Here is a 15,735-nt window from a genome sequence, read left to right on the forward strand (position 1 = left end):
CGAAGCCCTCGGCTACACCGTCACTCTCGCCCCAGCCGCCCGACCGGCCCGTAGTAAGCAGCATCCCAGCTGCGCCGGGATGCTGCCGCCTGCCCTCTCACCCTGCATTTTCGGATCAGCTTCACCCGAGCTCTCACCCTGCACCTGCCGGTTTCCGGCGTAGCGTATGTGAGTGCCTGCGGGACAAGCGGGAGAGCGAAGCTATTAGCCCAGCGGAGCTGAGAGGCCGAAAGATCGGAGAGGTTGGACGGCGATCCCCATTCACCTGATCCGGACAATGCCGGCGCAGGAAAATTGCCTCGCAGGTTATTCATCTGCACCGACCACTCGGCGCGCCGTCTTTGATGATGTCAACGGCCATGGCGATGTGGCGTGACGCATGTTGCGTGATCGGGATCAAGACTACTGCCAGTGAGGATCGCCGGGGTGGATGCCGCGCGCGATCCCGCGCAACGCGCCCTGCCGTGTCGTCGCCCAGATGACGAACTTCATCTCGCACGTCGACGAACTTCATCTCGCACGTCAAGGACACGGGCGGCAAGCCCGAGACGGTCCCGTTGACGTTCTTCCGCAAGACGTCGGGCTCGATCAGCGGCCCGTTCGACGACGTGGTCCGCCCCGGCCACGTGCGGCTGCTGGACTACGAGGTGGAGATCGGACTGGTCTTCGGCCGCCAGATGCCGGTCGGCACGACGGTCACCGCGGACAACCTCGCCGACTACGTCGCGGGCATGGTGGTTACCAACGACATCGCGGCGCGTGACGTCCAGCTTCCGCAGACCCAGCTCTACGAGGCCAAGTCGTCGAGACCGCCGTCGCCACCGACGACGGCGCGATCGACCTCGGCCGGCAGCGCACGGTCGTGAGGTACGCCCGATGACCGGGGACCTGCTGTGGCCGTACTACGCCGCGCCCGATGACCTGGCCACGATCGAAGCCGTACCGCTCAGGGCGCGGGGCCTGCCCGAATCGACCTACGCACCAAGCGGTCGCCCGCGACGGCCTGCTCGACGCCGTCCTCGTCCTGCGGCCCACCGAGGCAGCAGCGCGCCCCCAGCCGCTGCCCGCCGTTGAGGGCGCACGGCGATCCTGGCCGAGGGCTACGGGCTGAGCGAGGCGTCCTGCGCGAGCGCGCGCAGCTTCCCGGAAGCGCCGCGGCCGCATTCGGTCGGGCAGTGCCCGCCCTACCAGCAGATGAGGGTGGTGCGTGCCGGCGCCGACGGAAGCTGGGAGGACGTGCCCGCTGGGGGGAGAGTGGCTTGCTGGGGATCAGCGGCCCTACCGTCTTCCGGGGTTACGTCACCGGCCGCGGCGAGAACGGCCACGTCCTCGGGTGCCGCCGGTAGCATTGCCCGGGGCCGGGTCAGCCGGCCGGTGATCTGTTCGACCATCCGTAGGTCGCTGCCGCCCCAGGTCGCGGGTTCATGATGCTGCCTTCTCGGCATGAACGCGCGACGGGACGACGACGACCGGGCAGGGTGCGTGTTGCACGCAGTGTTGGCTGACCGAGCCGAGCAGGATCCCGGTGAACGTGCCGTGCCCGCGGCTGCCCACCACGAGGAGTTCGGCGCCGTTCGCGGCGTCCAGTAGGACCTTCGCCGGGTGGCCCTGCACCACCCGGGTGACGACATCGACGGTGGTGGCGTGCTGGGCGTTGACATCCGCGACGGTGTCGGCGAGGGTCTGATCGCCCTCGGCTGAGCCTCGAGAGTGTCACGGCGGGGCACCTGCACGTGGGCACGTACTCGCGGCGGCATTCCACAGTCCGGCGGGCAGGTCGTCGCGCCTGCGCACCGGGTCAATCAGCGGTGAGGTCGGGCAGGCTGGTCACGTCGGTGAGCACGCGAAGGGCGACGTCGCTGAGGCGGCGGTGGGTGCGCCGGGCGTGGGCCCGGATCAGCTCGAAGGCCGCGTCGACGGAGACGTGGTGCGCCTGCGCGACGGCCCCTTTGGCCTGTTCGATGATGATTCGGTTGTTCAACGCGCCCTGCAGCTGCTCGGTGAGCACCTCGCCGTGGTGGATCGCCCGTTCCTGCAGCAGGCCGATCGCGGCGACGTCGGCCAGTGCCTGCACGATCTGCACGTCGGCGTCGTCGAGGTCGTTGCGGCCGGTGCCGAAGACGCCCATCGCGCCGATGACGTCGTCGCGCAATCGTAGCGGGAACGCGTGCACCGAGCGGAACCCGGCGGAGGAGGCGTAGCGCGCGAACTGCGGCCAGCGGGGGCTTGCGGTGGACAGATCGGCGTTGACGACCGGCGCCGCGCCGCGGAATGCGTCCAGGCATGGCCCGTCCCGCCATTGCAGCTGCAGCAGCTCCAGCAGTGTGGTCGTCTCGTCCGAGGCGGCCATGAAGTGCAACCGGTCCTGCTCGTCGGCAAGCAGCAGGCCGACGGTGGTGTCGGTGACCAGCCCGGCGACGCGGTCGGCGAGCATCTGCATGAACTCGATCAGGTCGAACCCGCCGACCAGGGTGTCGGCCACCTCGACGAAGATCGTCGCCAGACGTTGTTCGGATACGGTGGTCATGACGGCTTCCCGGCCTTTCGTGCGGTGTTCGTGCCACTGTTCATGGATGGTCGGTGTCGAGGCGGAGCCGGTGGGCGAGGATGTCCGCGGCCACCTCGCTCAACGGCCGGTCGGTGGCGTAGGCGTAGGCCCGGATCCGCGCCAGCGCCTCCGCGAGGGAGGTGCGCAACTGAACCATCACCATGCCCTGGGCCTGGAACAGTGCGGCACGGTGCTCGAATGCCTCGTCGAGCTCGTCCGTGCCGGTGGTCCGTTCCTGACCGTCCAACAAGGTCGTCACGACCTGGTCGGCGAGCGTCAGCGCCCGGCCCAGCTCCGGTCTGGACATCGCCCCGGAGCGGGCCCGGAACACGTCGAGGACGCCGAGGCGAGCCGCCCCGACCTGCAGGGGAAACGCGAACACCGCCCGGATCCCCTCGTCCAGGACCGCAGCGGCGTACATCGGCCATCGGCGCATCGCCCCGTCGGTCAGGTCCGGCACCAGCACCGGGCGGCCGGCCGCGGCCGCGTCGATGCACGGGCCTTCCCCGAAGGTGAACTGCAGCTCCTCGATCCGCGCGGTGTCCGGGTCGGACGCCGCTGCCATGCCGTGAGTGCCGTCGGAGGCCATCAGGCTCACCCCGACCCCGGAGGCCGACAAGGCCTGCGCAGCGTCGACGCAGACCCGTTCCATCAGCTCCACTGTGCCGCCCACTGTAGAGATGTCCGGTGACGAGCCCGACCGGTACGGCCGCCGCTCGATCGTGACCCACGCCGGTCACGGCGACAGAACAACGTCGCGCGGCCGCAACTCGGCGCGGCAACGTGGGCGGCGGCTGGGGTTTCTGAGGACAGCCGCTTTCGACCGGACGCCGGACCAGCATCACTCCTGGTAAGGCTACCCTCACGCGTTCGGCTGGACAACGATGGCGACGCGGCCGGTGAAGTCCGGCCCCGCTTGAGGACTGTATGGATCACGAGCGCGGCCTGGCCGAACGTGACGGCGAGGAAGGCGGCCGTCACCAGCTGCCACCAGGACGATCCGGATGAGGAAGAACGCCTTCCAGCCGCCGAGGAACATGAGCGTGACGAGGCTCAGCCGGGCGAGGTAGTAGGCGGGCCGGCGCTGCCGCAGCCCCTCGGCGCCGATCCTGCGGGCCAGCACGGCGAAGTCGCTGCCGGGCGTCGTCCGTTGACGGCGTCGACGTGATCGCCGGTGTCATGGTGATTGCATGCTTCTATCGAACCGCCCGAGGCCGGCGTTGTCAGGAGCGCTACGTTCCGGGGCCCCGATGGTGCTGGCACCCCATAAAGCCCTCACTGGCCGGCTGGGCCTCGGCCGGGCAGGGCGAGGCGGACGATGGTTTTCCAGACGCTGGCGGTCTGGTGGGCGAGGGAGCCGGTGTTGTACCGCAGCCCGAACCGTTCGCAGAGGTCGCGGACCATCGGGGCGATCTCCGCGTAGCGATTGCTGGGCAGGTCGGGGAAGAGGTGGTGCTCGATCTGATGGCTGAGGTTGCCGGACAGGAGGTGGAACAGCGGGCCGCCGTCGATGTCGGACGAGCCCAGCAGTTGCCGCACGTACCATTCGCCGCGGGTCTCGCCGTCGAGCTGGTCCTCGGTGAACACCTCGGAGCCCTCGGGGAAGTGGCCGCAGAAGATGATGGTGTGTGACCACACGTTGCGGGCCACGTTCGCGAGGAGGTTGCCGAGCAGGGCCGGCACGAACGACGGTCCGGCCAGCAGCGGGAACGCCACGTAGTCCTTGATGATCTGGCGGCGGGCCTTGCGCAGCACCCCGCGCAGCTGGGTCAGTGCCTCACCCCAGCGTTTCTCGCCGCGCCAGGCACGCTCCAGCTCGACGTCGTAGATGGCGATGCCCCACTCGAAGACGACGGCCAGTGCGGCATTGTAGAGCGGCTGGGCGAGGTAGATGGGGTGCCAGGGCTGCTCGGGGCTGACCCGCATCGCGCTGTATCCGATGTCGCGGTCCTTGCCCAGCACGTTGGTGTAGGTGTGGTGCACAACGTTGTGCGAGTGTTTCCACATGTCGGCCGGCGCGGCGTGGTCCCACTCCCAGGTGGTGGAGTGGATGTCTGGGTCGCGCATCCAGTCCCACTGACCGTGCAGGACGTTGTGGCCGATCTCCATGTTCTCCAAGATCTTGGCGACGGCCAGTGCCGCGGTGCCGGCCAGCCAGGCCGGCGGCAGGATCGAGATCGCCAGCAGGGTGCGGCCGCCCGCCTCCAGGACCCGCTGGACGGCGATGACCCGGCGGATGTAGCGGGCGTCGTGGTCGCCCAGGCTGGCGGCCACCTCGTCACGGATCCGGTCGAGTTCGCGGCCGATCTCCTTGATGTCGACCTCGGTGAGATGTTCGGGCACAGGCACAGGTGGATCTCCTACACATCGATCTCGACGGGACCGGCCGCCGCGCTGACGCAGGTCTGGATGAGTTCACCCTCGTCGCCGTGCTCGCGTCCGGTGCGCAGGTCGCGGACCCGGCCAGCCCGCAGCCGCACCACGCAGCTGTGGCAGATGCCCATGCGACACCCGCTGGGTATGAGCACACCGGCGTGCTCGCCGACCGCCAGCAGTGGTATGCGCCGTCGGCGTCGGCCAGACGTCCGCTCGTGACGAAGCTGACCCGGCCGCCGGCACCCCCGGGGCATCCGGGCGGTCCGGAAGCGCTCGATCCGCAGGCGGTCGCCGGCTCCCGCCCGCCGCCAGTGCCGTTGCGCGTCGTCGAGCATCCCGGCCGGGCCGCACGCCCACGTGTGGCGTTCACGCCAGTCGGGGCAGATGTCACGAACCTGCGCCATCGTGATCCGGCCGCCGGTGCGGGTGTGCCGCTCGTACAACCGCAAGCTCTTCCAACCTGCGGCGAGGGCCCGCAGGTCCGGGCCGAGGATGACCTCCTCGGACGTCGGCGCGGACAGCACCAGTACTACGTCCGGCATACGATCCTGGGCGGCCAGGCTGTGCAGCATCGCCGCCACCGGCGTGACCCCGCTACCCGCGGTCAGGAACAACAGCCGTTGGGGCGCCGGGTCGGGTAGCACGAAGTCACCCTCGGCCGGGGTGAGGTGCACGATCGTGGCGGGCGTCACGCGGCGCACCACGTATGGCGCCACCAGCCCGTCCGGGGCGGCCTCGACGGTGATCGTGAGGCGTCCGTCGGGGCCGTGCGGTGGCGAGGACAGCGAGAAGGGCCGCCAGTGCCGGACACCGTCGATGTCGACCCCGACCCGCACGTACTGACCGGCGCGGTGACCTGTCCAGCCGATACCCGGGCGGATCACCAGGCACGCCGCGGAGGTGGTCTCCGGCCGCACCTGCTCGACCCGGCCACGCAGTCGCCGCAGCGACCACAGCGGATTGACCAGCCCGAGATAGTCATCGGGCAGCAGCGGCGTGCTCAGCCAGGACGCCGCGTCCAGCACGCCCCGACGTACCGTCGACCGGAGGCTGTGGTCGCTGCGGCGACTGGCAGAGGCGTAGAACGACGACCGGTGCACGCGTCGCTTCTACCCCTCTGTACCGGCGCTAACCTCGGCAGCCGGAGCGGCCACCACGAAGCACCGTCCGGCTTGCGTGAGTCCGGCCGTGCGTCCGGTCAGTCGGCGGTGAGGTTGTGCAGGGCGCTCAGGTCGGTGATCACGAGGCTAGCGACATCGCTGAGGCGGCTGTTGTTGCGTCGGGCGTAGGCTCGGAGCAGGTCGAACGCGGCGTCGATCGAGACATGGTGTGCCTGTGCGACGGCCCCCTTGGCCTGCTCGATGACGATGCGGGTGTTCAGGGCGCCCTGGAGCTGTTCGGTGAGGACCTCGCCGCGGTGGATGGTTCGTTCCTGGAGCATGCCGATCGCGGCGACGTCGGCCAGTGCCTGGACGATCTGCACATCGGCCTCGTCGAGGGCCGTGTCGCGGATGCCGAAGACGCCCATGGCGCCGATCACGTCGCTGCGCAGCCGCAGCGGGAACGCGTGTACCGAGCGGAATCCGGCGGTGGCGGCGTAGGGCGCGAACCGCGGCCAGCGGGCGCTCGCCGCGCTCAGGTCGGCGTTGACGACGGGCTCGCCGGAACGGAATGCGTCCAGGCACGGGCCGTCATGCCATTGCAGCTGGAACAGTTCCAGCAGCTTGGTCGTCTCGTCCGAGGCGGCCATGAACCGCAGCCGGTCCTGTTCGTCGGCCAGGAGTAGGCCCACCGTGGCGGCCTCGACGAGGCCGGCCGTGCGGTCAGCGAGCATCTGCAGGAACTCGATCACGTCGAACTCATCGACCAGAGTGTCGGCGACCTCGACAAAGATCCTCGCCAGGCGTTGCTCGGATACGGTGGTCATGACAGTGTCCCGGCCCTTCCATCAGTGGTCATGTGCGGTCGGTGTCGAGCCGGAGGCGACGGGCGACGATGTCCGCGGCCACGTCGCTCAGCGAACGGTTCCTGGCGTAGGCATAGGCCCGGATCCGAATCAGGGCATCCGCAAGCGGGATTCCCAGCTGGACCATGACCATGCCCTGGGCCTGGAACAGCTCGGCCCGGCTCTCGAACGCCTCGCCCCAGTCGGCGCCCCATGCCGCCCGGTCGATGTCGGCGGTGCGCGCCTGGTCGTCCAGCAGCGTCATCACCATCAGGTCGGCGAAGGTGAACGCCTGGCCCAGCTCGTCCCTGGACAGCGGCCCGGGACGGGCACGGAACACATCCAGTACCCCGAGGCGGGCCGCACCGATCTGCAACGGGAATGCGAACACCGCCCGCACCCCCACATCTTGGACCGCCGGGGCGTACACAGGCCATCGGCTGGTCGCCCCGTCGGCCAGATCCGAGACGAGGACCGGCCGGCCCGTCGTGTACGCCTCGATGCACGGGCCCTCCCCGAAGGTGAACTGCAGTTCCTCGATCCCCGCCGTGGCCGGGTCCGAGGATGCGCCCATCCCGCGCACACCATTGCCGGCCATCACGCTCATGCCCACCCCGGAGGCGGACAGCGCTCGCATGGCGTCGGCGCAAACCTGCTGCAGAACGTCAGCCACCCTGTCGGCCTCGGGGCCGACGCCGCGGAACACGAAGAGCGTCTCGCGCGCCGACGTTGACCGTGTTGGCGACCGGGACCATGGGCGGCATGCGGTTGCCTGTCGGTGCCGGGCCCTGCTCGTCGGGTCGGTCTCGGTGCTCGATCATCGCCGCATCCTTCCGAGACAGGCATTGCAGGCTTCCGAGACAGGCGTTGCAGGGGCCGGGCAGCCGGACGCCCGGTGAGGCACCGCACCGAGAACGCTACTCCCGGCTGCGCCTTGACGACAGCGCCGCTCGTGTGTATGGGCGTTTGCCCCCGCTACGCGGCGCGACCGGCCGCACCGCTGCGTCCAGCAACCGCGGCCGCCGGCGGACGGGGGTTACGAGCGGAGCTCTCGCAACCGGGCCGGTGAAAGGTCGTCCGTGGGGATGATGCCGAGGGCGAGCGCGACGTGCCACGCGTCGCGCCGGGTGCGTACCGCGAGCTTGCGGCAGATCGACGCGATGTGGGTCTTGACGGGCCAGCACCTTCGTGATGCCGTGGAGGATGTTCAGGGCATCGGCACCGGCGTAGATCTTGCGGTACAGCTGCCGGTAGGCGTCGTCGTAGACGGTCTTGAACGCGGCGCTGGCGAGGAGCGTTCCTTGAGCTTGTGGCCGCCCATCCCGGCGAAGCCGCGCCTTGACATCGACGTGGACCCAGGCCCAGGCCGTCCTGGCCAACGAGGGCCGGCTGGTCCTGGTCGGATTGGCACCCCAACCGCTGACGATCCACCAGACCACCCTGTTCAGCTTCCTGAAGCAGCAGGTCCGCGGCCACTACGGCAGCGCACCCGAGCACGTCGAGCAGCTCGTCTCCCTGGTGGGCCACCACCGCCCTGACCTTTCCGGGTCGATCAGTGATGTGCTGCCGCTGGCCGAGGCGCCCCGATGCGTCGAACGGATTGTGAAGAAGGAGGGCGGCCCGATCCGGCTGGTCCTCAAGCCCTGATCGCTGTTGCGGGAGGTGAGGTTCAGGCCTCCCGCACGCTGCGGTCGACGCCGGCGTGCCCGCAGGTTGGGCGGTCCGTCGGCTCAGCCTGCCGATCCGCCGCGACATCGGTCGAGGAGGCCGAGCGCGGCGGTTCGCCCGGCGTGCGCGGGCCGGTTCTGCCGCCGCGGTCGACCGGGCGGCGGCTTCTTCACGTCGTCGAGGACCTCGTCGCGCGGGGCACGCGAGACGGGGGCCGTCAGGCTTGACAGCCGCCCGCCGCGGCGATCGAGGCCGGCGACAGCAGCGCCTGCCGGCTGCCGCTCGTCCATGCCGCCCCCGCTGGGTCGGGGGTGCATTCGGCGACGACACACCGCAGCGCTGCGACGCAGGCGTGTTCAAAGTTTCACTAGACCACCCGATCGTCGTCGATGGGTTGCGCGAGTGGGTGCGGCTGACCGGTCATCGCAGCGAGCGCGGCGGCGACGGCTTGCAGGTTGGCCCGGATGCAGGTCGTGGTGGCCGGCCCGGTGGTGTCGGTGTGGCCGGCGTAGGCGCGGGCGGTGCCGTACCCGAAGTGCCACTCCACCCAGGTCAGCGTGGTGTGGCGCAACCAGTGTGCGGTGACGCCCTGCGCGGCGACCCACGGCAGGTGCCGGCCGATGCGGCGCCACAGCTCGTCGTAGCGGCGGCCGGTCAAGGCGTTGCCGTTGCGGTACCTCAGCAGCGGGTCGGCCGGCAGGACTGCGCCGCGGACGGCGGCGTGCTGGACGAGGCTGGCGGCGAGATCAAGGCTGATCGGCTGCCAGCGGACGGTGCCGCCCTTCTCGCGCAGGAGAAGTAGGCCGCGGTCGGCGTCGAGGTCCTGCAGCCGCAGGCCCAGGGCGCCGGCGCGCCGGCAGGCTGTCTCGGTGTGCAGCCGCAGCAGCAGTGCGTCGAGGATGGTGTCGTTGCCGGTGGTGCGGGCGACCTGGTTGATGTCGGTCAGTTCGGCCGGTGTCAGTGCTCGCCGGGTGCTGGGCAGCCGCCGCGGTTTGCCGACCCGGTGGGCTGGGCTGTCCGCGGCCTCGATGAGACCGTCGGCGATGGCCTGGTTGTAGAAGGTACGGGCGGCGGCGATGAGCAGCTCGCCGGCGTGGCGGCCGCCGCGGTTGTTGCGGCGGGCTCGTGCGTTGGCCACGATGCGCCGCTGAAGCGCCTGGATGTCGCTGGCGGTAACCGTGTCGATGGCGAGGCCGCCCCATGCCGTGGTCATCCGCTGCCAGTAGCTGCGGTAGGCGCGCAGCGCGCCCGGGCCGGCTGCGGCGAGCACCTGCGGCAGGTACTCGTCGAAGGTGGGCACTGCCGGTCGGGCGTCGCGTTGCAGATCGGCGAGGGTGACGCCGAGCTCGGCCAGGGCCGTCCAGGCGGCGTCGAGCCGCTGACGGTCAGCCGGCATTGCCAGCGGCGAACTGGCCGGCGAGGAGCCGGGCGACGGTTCGAGCGGGGTGGATGAGCAGCAGGTCGCGGCCGGGTTGGGCGAGGAGGACGACGAGGTCGCCGGCGGTGAGGTGACACAGCTGCCGGATCGGCGCCGGGGTGGCGAGGAGACCGGTGGCGCCGATGGTGTGTCGTCCGGCCGGGTCGGAGGTCGCGGTGATGACGCCGGCCGTGATGTCGAACTGGATGCGGTGTCCGGGTGGCCAGCCCAGCAGGTGCAGTAATGCGCGGGCCGAGATTCGGCCGGACGGGTCGAGCCGGCCGACGTCAAGGTGCGCCTCGGCCTGGTCGGGCCTGGTGGGAGGGTGGGGCAGGTCGGGCAGCGGTGGCCGTGGCGGGCGGGCGCGGGGGAGCGGCGCGGGGATGATCGCCGCGATCACCTGCTCGGCCGGGGCCGGAATGCTGCGCCGCACGCGGGTCATCGTCGCCGCCGGGGCGCGGTCCGGACATGCCGAAACCCGACCGGGTGATCACCCGCTCGGGTCTGATACAGCGATGCTACGAGATCCACGATCTTGGTAAACATTCACCAAGACCAGTGTCGAAGGGGGGACCCCGACACGAAAAGCCAGCACACACGCTGGAAACGTGTGCACATGCCGATAGCGTATCTAGCTCAGCGTACGACCTTAACCGGCATGGAGGCAGTCCCCGGGAAGGGTGACTCGGTCGGATCGAGCCTCGACGTGAGAACCCAGAACTGGGGGACAGACGTTCATTCCAATCACTGCGGCGAGATCTTAAGTCGCATGATCATGCCAGTTCATGACGTCCGGGGCGAGCCGGCACGCTCGACGTTTTACTCCAGGGCCGGGAGCAACGGGAGCCGAACGACGGCGGCGTCATCAGAACGCGAGACCGCCCAGTTTGAACTGGACCCTCCCAGGGCCGAATAGCTCGAACGCCGCACGCAACGCAGGTCCTGGCAACTCGTCCCCATCGACGTGAATGAGCATCGGGCCGCCAGGCTCCCGCAACCCCCACCGGGAGAGCCGCACACCGGCCCGCTCCAGATCCGGCATCTTGTGCTCGATGAACGTGTCCAGTGCGGCGCGTTGACGATCGGACAGGATGGCACTAGCGAACGTGACGTCGACCTAGTCTGGGGCTGCGGCCGAGTAAGCATCGGTCGCAGGGCCTCCTGGCGCGACCGTGTAGACGACCAGGACACCCTGCCTGGCATCGATGCCGACGTCAGCGAAGTCGGCATCCGACCGCCCGATTCGTCGGATCTCGCCTGCTTCCCGCTCCAGCTCGGCCTGACGCCTCCACGGATCGTCGCCGCTTCGGCGTTCCTGCTCCTGATTCAAGACAACCTACCGCCGCCCTAGAGTCGGCCACCCGCACCAACGGACGGGTGACCGGCGTCGAATGCCATACTCTACGTCTCAGGTGACTGGTCAGGTGCCCGGTCGGCGGGTTGGTTTGACTTGGGTTGATTGATGTCTGGATCATGTTCTGGTGTCTGGGACTCCGTCGATCGAGCAGTTGCTGGAGCGGCTTGTCCGGTTGGAGGCCCTCGTCGGTGAGCTTGAGCGGGACAACAGTGTCCTGCGGCAGCAGAACGCGGTGCTGCGGGCGGAGAACGCGGATCTGAAGGCCCGGTTGGGGCAGGATTCGTCGAACTCGTCGAGGCCTCCGTCGTCGGATGGGTTGGGTAAGCCGGCGTCGAAGTCGTTGCGGGCCAGGTCGGGGCGCCGGCCTGGCGGGCAGCCGGGTCATGAGGGCCGCACGTTGCGGCAGGTGGCCGACCCCCACGTGCGGGTCGTGCATGAACCGGCCGGGTGCGGCGGGTGTGGACATGATCTGCTCGCGGCGCCGGTGGCTGCGGTGGCGGTGCGGCAGGTGTTCGATCTGCCCGGTATCGGGGTGCGGGTCACGGAGCATCGCCTGGTGTCGCGGCGGTGCGGGTGCGGGCAGGTCACCTCCGGGCGGGCGCCGGACGGGGTGGACGCCCCGGTGCAGTACGGGGCACGGACGCAGGCTGCAGCGGTGTATCTGCAGCAGGCGTTGTTCGGGGCGCAGGCCCGCACCGCCCAGGCGATGCAGGATTTGTTCGGGGTGGCGATGTCGGCCGGTGCGGTCGCCGCCGCCCACACCCGGGCCGGTGATCTCCTGACCAATTCGGAGTTTGTCGACCGGGTCCGTGACAGGTTGACCGGCGCGGATGTGGTGCACGTCGACGAGTCCGGGCTGCGGGTCGCGGGCAGGCTGCAATGGGTGCACGTGGCGACCACCGGGAAGTACACGCTGATCTGGGTGCATCCGAGACGGGGCCGGGCCGGGACCGACGCCGGGCAGGTCATGGCCTCGCGCACCGGGATCACGGTGCACGACGTGTGGGCACCGGCGTGGGGGTCGTCGCGATCGGCTGCGACGATCCCGCTGCGGTCTGGAACCGGGCGGTCGCGGCGGGCGCCACAGCGCCGCCCGCCACGGCGGGCGGCGCGGCGGCAGCCGGGATCGCCGTGCGTGTGCCGGGCATGGAGCCGGTCACCCACCTGCTCGTGCCGCGGGCGAGGGACGCCGCCGGGCGGGGCCCCGGCGAGCCGGGGTCCGGCGACGGCACGGCCCCGCAGTGCGTCGACCATCTGGCGCTGAGCGTGCGGACCGGGGAGCTTGCCGGCGTCACCGGCTTCTACCGCGACGGTCTCGGCCTGACCCGCATCCACACCGAATACGTCGAGGTCGGCGATCAGGCGATGGACTCGACGGTGGTCCGCAGCGGCTCCGGCGGTCTCACCCTCACTCTGGTCGAGCCGGTCGCGGAGCGGGAGGCCGGTCAGCTCACCGACTTCCTCGCCGCCAACGACGGCCCTGGCGTGCAGCACGTCGCCCTGCTCGTCGGCGACCTCGTCACGGCGAAGGCCCGGGTCGCGGCGGGCGGCGCCGGGGTGCGGTTCCTCGACACCCCGGACAGCTACTACGACGTCCTCGCCGAACGCGTGGCCCTGCCCGGCGGCGAGATCGATGCGCTCCGTGGCACCGGCATCCTGCTCGACACGGACGGGTTCGGCTCGCTGCTGCAGATCTTCACCAGGTCGCCGTTCCCGCGCGGCACCCTGTTCTACGAGCTCGTCGAACGGCGGGCCGCCCGCAGCTTCGGCAGCGCCAACATCCGGGCCCTGTTCGAGGCGGTCGCCCGTGACCGGCTCAAGCTGCCCTGATCCGGGCGGCCGGCGCCGGTCGCGGCGGGTCAGGCGGCGCTGAGGGCGGCAAGCAGGGCGGCGGCGCGCTGTGCGCTGCGGCGGTGACCGGCGGCCAGGTGGATCTCGTGGCTGCGTTCGGCGTGCTCGTTCGCCCGGCCGGCGTCGCCGAGCGTGCGGTGGGCGCAGGCAAGGACCATGTGCGCGTCGCCTTCGTAGATCCGGAACGCCGACACCTCCGAGATCGCGAGCGCCGCCTCGGCCGTACGGACGGCGTCGACGCCGCGGCCCAGCCCGGCCTCGGCACCGGCGAGGCCGATGAGGGCTTCGACCTCGAAGAGGCGGCTGCATTCGTCGCGGCTGACGACGAGGGCCCGGCCCAGGAAGGCGGACGCTTCGTCGTGCCGGCCCGCCTCGAGGTGGATGGTGCCCAGGGCGATCTCCGCCTCCGCCTTGAGGATCGGCTGGCCCAGCTCGACGGCGAGGTCGAGGGCGGCGCCGGCGGTCCGCAGGGCGTCGCCGAGGCGGCCGGCGTCGCGGTGGGCGATGGCGATGTTGAGCAGCGTGTGCGCCTCGCCGTGCCGGTCGCCGAGCGCTTCGAAGGTCTGTTTGCCGCGCCATGCGTAGTTGAGGGCGGCGTCGAGGTTACCCGCGGCCGTCTCGGTCGCGGCCAGCCGGTGCAGGGTGAACGCGGTGCCCTGCAGCCACCCGGTCGACCGGCACAGCGCCTCGGCCTGCAGGTGAGCGGCGCGGGCCGCGTCGATGCGGCCGGCGACCAGGTACGTCATCCCGAGATGGCCGCGCGCCGCGATCTCGCCTCGCCCCCAGCCGGCCCGGTGCATCGCGGCGGCGGCCGCCTCGAACGCCGCGATCGCGTCGGCCAGCCGGCCCTGGTGTAGATGGGCCTGGGCGATGCTGAGCAGCGACGCGCCCTCGCCGTCGTGCGCCCCGGCGGCCCGGGCGGCGTCGTGGCCGATGGTCGCGGTGAGCAGCCAGTCGTTCCAGTGCCCGCCGAGCCAGAAGTAGCCGCGCAGCGCGTCGGCGAGCAGCCACGCCTCCTGCCCGCGGCCGTGCCTCACGGCCTGCGGTACCGCGTGGATCAGGCTGTCGCGTTCCGTGGTGAGCCACTCGTTGGCCGCGTCGCGGCCGGCGAACTCCGCCAGCGGCGGGCCGCACAGCTCCGCCGCGACCGGCAGGCGCAGCCGCTCCGGGTAGAGCAGCCGGGCCGCGCCGTCGACGGTCGCCAGGTAGGCCCGGTAGAGCCGGGTCAGTGCCGCGCTGGCGTCGTCCCGGGTGTCGGTGACTTCGGAGCGCTCCCGGGCGTAGGCACGGACGAGGTCGTGGAATCGGTACCGCTGACCGGGCAGCTCGTCGAGCAGATGCGCCCCGGTCAGTGCCCGGACGAGCCGCCGGGTGTCCACGACCGGAGTGTCCAGCAGCGCGGCCGCGGCCGGAACTCCCAGGGTCTCCCCGGGGGCGACCGCGAGGAGCCGGAACGCGCGGCGCTGCGGCGCGTCGAGGGTGCGGTAGGACTGCTCGAACACGGTCCGCACGGTGGTCTGCTCGTCGTCGGTGGTGAGCGTGCCGAGGCTGTCGTGCCGCAGGGCCTCGACAAGGTCGGCGATCGAGCCGTGTGCTCGGGTGGCGATGTTGGCGGCGGCGATCCGCAGTGCCAGGGGCAGCCCGGCGCAGGCCAGGGCGAGCTGGGCCGCGGCCGGCGACTCGGCGGCGACCCGCTCGGCGCCGAGCATGCCGGCCAGCAGGCCGACGGCGTCCGGCAGCGGCAGGACGTCGACGTTGAGCAGGACGGCGCCGTCGAGGGCGACGAGGCCGCTGAGCCGAGCGCGGCTGGTCACGACGACGACGCTGCCACCGCCGCCGGGCAGCAGCGGCCGGACCTGGTCGGCGCCGCGGGCGTTGTCGAGCACGATGAGCAGCCGGCGCTGGGCGACGAGCGACCGGAACAGGGAGGCGGCCTCGTCGGCGGTCGTCGGGATCTGCTTGCCGGGTACCCCGACGGCGCGCAGCAACGTCGACACCGCGTCGAGCGGGGTGACGGGCGAGCGGGTGTCGTAGCCACGCAGGTCGATGTGCAGCTGCCCGTCGGGGAACTCGCCGGCGCGATGGTTGGCCCAGTGCACGGCCAGCGCGGTCTTGCCGATCCCGCCGGGCCCGACGACGGCGATGACCGAGATCCCGTCGCCGGAGCGCGACCGGGTCAACCGGTCGAGGGTGTCCAGCTCCTGCGTGCGACCCGTGAAGTGGGTCACGGGAGCGGGCAGCTGCCGGGGGACGGTGAAGTGCGGTTCCGCGGCCGGCCCGGCGGCACGCCGGCTGGACCACAGGGCGTCGCGGGCGGCGACGAGGAACTCCTCGCGCTGCCGCCCGGCCAGGCCGACGGCGTCGGCGAGCAACGCCGCCGTGCTCGCCCGGGGCGCCGCGACGGCCCCACGCTCCAGGTCGCGGACGGTCCGCGAGCTAACCGCGGCCCGCTCCGCCAGCTCCTCCTGGGTGAGCCGGACGGCGAGCCGGAGATCTCGTAGCAGTGCACCGAAGACGCGCTCGTTCCCCACCGGAGTTCCCCCCGAAACGGTGGCGGATGTGTAGACGATGCA

General features: G+C 71.1%; 13 protein-coding genes, 2 pseudogenes and 1 riboswitch. Of the genes and pseudogenes, 4 read left to right on the plus strand and 11 right to left on the minus strand.

From position 1 onward, the window contains the following. Positions 1 to 179 precede the first annotated feature (179 nt). Positions 180 to 309, plus strand: a riboswitch (TPP riboswitch). Positions 310 to 512: 203 nt separating this feature from the next. After that, positions 513 to 866: a fumarylacetoacetate hydrolase family protein gene (locus AB0I21_RS08655; protein ID WP_360559836.1), complete on the plus strand. Its 354-nt coding sequence runs from the start codon at positions 513 to 515 to the stop codon at positions 864 to 866. Between the two features lie 556 nt (positions 867 to 1,422). Here the strand turns inward: AB0I21_RS08655 and AB0I21_RS08660 are convergent. From AB0I21_RS08660 to AB0I21_RS08695, 8 genes and pseudogenes are all read right to left on the minus strand, one after another. Further along, a complete protein-coding gene (locus tag AB0I21_RS08660; RefSeq protein ID WP_360559739.1) occupies positions 1,423 to 1,617 on the minus strand; it encodes a universal stress protein in 195 nt (64 codons plus the stop codon). Between the two features lie 181 nt (positions 1,618 to 1,798). Then, entirely contained in the window at positions 1,799 to 2,527 is a 729-nt protein-coding gene (locus AB0I21_RS08665; RefSeq protein ID WP_360559740.1) for a GAF and ANTAR domain-containing protein, read from the minus strand. 40 nt (positions 2,528 to 2,567) lie between these two features. Then, entirely contained in the window at positions 2,568 to 3,200 is a 633-nt protein-coding gene (locus tag AB0I21_RS08670; protein ID WP_360559741.1) for a GAF and ANTAR domain-containing protein, read from the minus strand. A gap of 210 nt (positions 3,201 to 3,410) precedes the next feature. Next, positions 3,411 to 3,671, minus strand: coding sequence for a hypothetical protein (locus AB0I21_RS08675; RefSeq protein ID WP_360559742.1), 261 nt, complete (start codon positions 3,669 to 3,671; stop codon positions 3,411 to 3,413). Positions 3,672 to 3,823: 152 nt separating this feature from the next. Continuing rightward, on the minus strand, positions 3,824 to 4,897 hold the full coding sequence (locus AB0I21_RS08680) for an acyl-CoA desaturase (RefSeq protein WP_360559743.1): 1,074 nt from the start codon (positions 4,895 to 4,897) through the stop codon (positions 3,824 to 3,826). A gap of 11 nt (positions 4,898 to 4,908) precedes the next feature. Then, positions 4,909 to 6,024, minus strand: a pseudogene (locus tag AB0I21_RS08685) (ferredoxin reductase). A 98-nt stretch (positions 6,025 to 6,122) separates the two neighbouring features. Then, positions 6,123 to 6,851: a GAF and ANTAR domain-containing protein gene (locus AB0I21_RS08690; protein WP_360559744.1), complete on the minus strand. Its 729-nt coding sequence runs from the start codon at positions 6,849 to 6,851 to the stop codon at positions 6,123 to 6,125. 28 nt (positions 6,852 to 6,879) lie between these two features. Beyond that, a complete protein-coding gene (locus AB0I21_RS08695) occupies positions 6,880 to 7,575 on the minus strand; it encodes a GAF and ANTAR domain-containing protein (protein WP_360559745.1) in 696 nt (231 codons plus the stop codon). Positions 7,576 to 8,207: 632 nt separating this feature from the next. Here AB0I21_RS08695 and AB0I21_RS08700 point away from each other — a divergent pair. Next, complete coding sequence (locus AB0I21_RS08700; RefSeq protein ID WP_360559746.1) at positions 8,208 to 8,516, plus strand: hypothetical protein; 309 nt, start codon at positions 8,208 to 8,210, stop codon at positions 8,514 to 8,516. Positions 8,517 to 8,904: 388 nt separating this feature from the next. Here AB0I21_RS08700 and AB0I21_RS08705 read toward each other — a convergent pair whose 3' ends face one another. Further along, a complete protein-coding gene (locus AB0I21_RS08705; RefSeq protein ID WP_360559747.1) occupies positions 8,905 to 9,933 on the minus strand; it encodes a site-specific integrase in 1,029 nt (342 codons plus the stop codon). Then, positions 9,923 to 10,387, minus strand: coding sequence for a hypothetical protein (locus AB0I21_RS08710; RefSeq protein ID WP_360559748.1), 465 nt, complete (start codon positions 10,385 to 10,387; stop codon positions 9,923 to 9,925). Before AB0I21_RS08710 ends, AB0I21_RS08705 begins: the two co-directional genes overlap by 11 nt. A 1,048-nt stretch (positions 10,388 to 11,435) precedes the next feature. Here AB0I21_RS08710 and AB0I21_RS08715 point away from each other — a divergent pair. Together AB0I21_RS08715 and AB0I21_RS08720 are read left to right on the plus strand one after the other, a co-directional pair. Then, positions 11,436 to 12,260: pseudogene (locus AB0I21_RS08715) on the plus strand (DUF6444 domain-containing protein); the annotation flags it as partial. Between the two features lie 53 nt (positions 12,261 to 12,313). Beyond that, positions 12,314 to 13,141 carry a VOC family protein gene (locus tag AB0I21_RS08720; RefSeq protein WP_360559749.1) on the plus strand — a complete coding sequence of 276 codons (828 nt, stop codon included), beginning with the start codon at positions 12,314 to 12,316 and terminating at the stop codon, positions 13,139 to 13,141. Positions 13,142 to 13,170: 29 nt separating this feature from the next. Here the strand turns inward: AB0I21_RS08720 and AB0I21_RS08725 are convergent, their stop codons facing one another. After that, the gene (locus tag AB0I21_RS08725) at positions 13,171 to 15,693 is read right to left on the minus strand and encodes an NB-ARC domain-containing protein (protein WP_360559750.1); all 2,523 of its coding nucleotides are present in this window, start codon (positions 15,691 to 15,693) and stop codon (positions 13,171 to 13,173) included. Between the last annotated feature and the right edge of the window lie 42 nt (positions 15,694 to 15,735).

The organism is Dactylosporangium sp. NPDC050588 (assembly GCF_040654975.1).
Taxonomy (GTDB): domain Bacteria; phylum Actinomycetota; class Actinomycetes; order Mycobacteriales; family Micromonosporaceae; genus Dactylosporangium; species Dactylosporangium maewongense.